The 2,259-nt window shown below is 66.8% G+C and carries 3 protein-coding genes; 1 reads left to right on the forward strand and 2 read right to left on the reverse strand.

From position 1 onward, the window contains the following. Nucleotides 1-182 precede the first annotated feature (182 nt). Nucleotides 183-1,181 carry a LysR family transcriptional regulator gene (locus tag GRF61_RS23840; RefSeq protein WP_169153103.1) on the forward strand — a complete coding sequence of 333 codons (999 nt, stop codon included), beginning with the start codon at nt 183-185 and terminating at the stop codon, nt 1,179-1,181. Nucleotides 1,182-1,303: 122 nt separating this feature from the next. On the opposite strand, the gene GRF61_RS23845 is transcribed toward GRF61_RS23840, so the two are convergent. Both GRF61_RS23845 and GRF61_RS23850 read right to left on the reverse strand, forming a co-directional pair. Beyond that, entirely contained in the window at nt 1,304-1,678 is a 375-nt protein-coding gene (locus GRF61_RS23845; protein ID WP_169153104.1) for a hypothetical protein, read from the reverse strand. A gap of 33 nt (nt 1,679-1,711) precedes the next feature. Beyond that, a partial coding sequence (locus GRF61_RS23850; protein WP_169153105.1) for an acyloxyacyl hydrolase occupies nt 1,712-2,259 on the reverse strand: 548 nt, incomplete at its 5' end.

Here is a 2,259-nt window from a genome sequence, read left to right on the forward strand (position 1 = left end):
GGGGAGGGCGCCCCTTGCTGGGGCACTGATTCCGGCTACATTTCTGCCGCAGTGCATCAATGGTGGGATGTTTTCCCGCGCGGATAAATGTGGTGTTTCCGGAAACACTATTCGCAGTCAGCGAACAATCATTGGTGAACTTGGTAGATAATTCGGCAGCGGATCAGCGAGGGGAGTCGTCCATGGATCGTTTTCAGGCAATGCAGGTGTTCACGCGCGTAGTGGATGCGAACAGCTTCTCGCGCGCGGCCGACAGCCTCGGGCTGCCGCGGGCCACCGTCACCACCACCATCCAGAACCTGGAGAAGCTGCTGCAGGTGCGCCTGCTCAACCGCAGCACCCGGCGCTTGAGCCTGACGCCGGACGGCGCTTCCTACTACGAGCGCTGCGTGCGCATCCTGGCCGATGTCGAGGAAACCGAGGCCTCGCTGCGGCATGCGGCGAGCAGCCCGCGCGGCCGCCTGCGGGTGGACGTGCCCGGCTCCATCGGCCGCCAGGTGCTGCTGCCGCGGCTATGCGAGTTCCACCACCGCTACCCGGACGTGGAGCTGGTGATCGGCATGACGGACCGGCCGGTGGACATGGTGGGCGACGCGGTGGACTGCGCCATCCGCAAGGGCGAACTGGAAGATTCCAGCCTGGTGGCGCGTCGCGTCGGCCTGGTGCCCTGCGTGACCTGCGCCTCGCCGGAATACCTGCAGCGCTACGGTACGCCCCGCAGCCTGGATGAGCTCGCCCAGCATTACGCGGTGAATTACTTCCTCGCCAACGACAAGGTCTGCCCCTGGGATTTCATGGTCGACGGCGAGCCGGTGGAAATCAAAGGCCGTGGCGTGGTGTCGGTGAATGACGCGGACGCCTACGTGACCTGCGGCCTGCAGGGTTTCGGCCTCATCCAGGCACCGCGCTACATGGTGTTGCCGCACCTGGAATCCGGCGCGCTGCGCGAGGTGCTGCCGCAGTGGCAGCCGGCGCCGATGCCGATCTCGGTGGTATATCTGCACAACCGCCACCTGTCGCCCAAGGTGCGCGCCTTCGTCGACTGGGTGGTCGAGCTGTTCTCCAGCTGCCCGCTGCTCAGCGGCTGTGTGGTCGAGTCGGAATGCAGCTTTGCCAAGGCCAGCGCGGAAGGCATGCGTGCCAGCGGGGTGCAGGCGCGCGAGCTGGAAGGAGCGTTCTGATTCCGCTGCGGTCGGCGGATTGATGGGGTGCCGCGCGCTGCGGCCGGAGATGAATGGTGCCGGGGAGGGCCCGGCTGACCGCACGAGGCAACGGCCGGGCATGCAGCCCGGCCGTTGCCGTATCAGGCGCCGCCGCGCAGGCTGGCGCGCAGAATGCCGGTGGTGGCGCGCTGCCAGTCGGCGAAAGCGTCTCCGAGGCGGCCGGCGAATTCCAGCTGGTTCTCCACCGCATGGGTGGCGAAACGGCGGAGATCTTCGGTCTGCTGCGTCAGTGCGTCGGTGGCGAAAGCGGTGGAAGCCGCATGCAGGCCTTCCCAGTCCCGGGCTGCCTGAATGCGCGCGCTCTCGGAACGTTGCACGGCGGCGGCGCGTTCCAGCGTGCGCCGGCTGTCGCTCAGCAGGCGGCAGCTGCCTTCCTGCGCCAGATTGCCCAGGCGCAGGAGGAGTTCGAGATGGGTCTGGTAGAGCGCGAAGGGCGCGTTGGGGTCCAGGCTCACGGGGTATTTCCCTCTATGCGGTTCGGAATGGGATCAGAAGCGCAGGCCGACCGTGATCTGGTGCAGGTCGATGCCGTCGTTCGGAAGCTCGATGTCGGCGTTGGAGTAGTGCGAGAACTGGTAGCCGGCGTACCAGCGCTTTGCAAACTCCAGGCCCGCGCCGATGTGCTCGGAGAACTGGAAGTGGGTGGAGAATTCCTTGGCCCCCAGCTTGCTCTGGCTGAACAGGCCGGCGCCCAGGCCCGCTTCGAAATAGGGGCGGATGCCGGCGTTGCCGTAATGCACCCGGAACACCGCGATGGCGCCGCCCTGGGTGAGGTCGTTGGGGCCGCTCTTGCTGCCGGAGTAATGCATCTGGCTCAGCTCCAGTTCGGGCCGCAGCGTTGCCTTCCAGTTGCCCCAGTCATCCGACCAAACCGGCGAGAAGCGGAAGCCGATGCCGCTGCGCTCGTAGTTCTGACCGGATTCACCGTAGCGCAGGATGATCTCCGGACCGTCATCCTCGGCGTGGGCGAGGGGGGTGAGCGCCAGCCCCAGCACTGCGCCGGCGGCAAGGGCGGCGAGATGGCGGGAGAGGGAAG

The sequence above is a fragment of the Azoarcus sp. TTM-91 genome, from assembly GCF_012911025.1.
Classification (GTDB): Bacteria; Pseudomonadota; Gammaproteobacteria; order Burkholderiales; family Rhodocyclaceae; genus Azoarcus.

What these genes read in the sequence shown, in the direction of transcription:
- GRF61_RS23840 (WP_169153103.1), top strand. Translation starts at nt 183, where the DNA reads ATGGATCGTTTTCAGGCAATGCAGGTGTTCACGCGCGTAGTGGATGCG.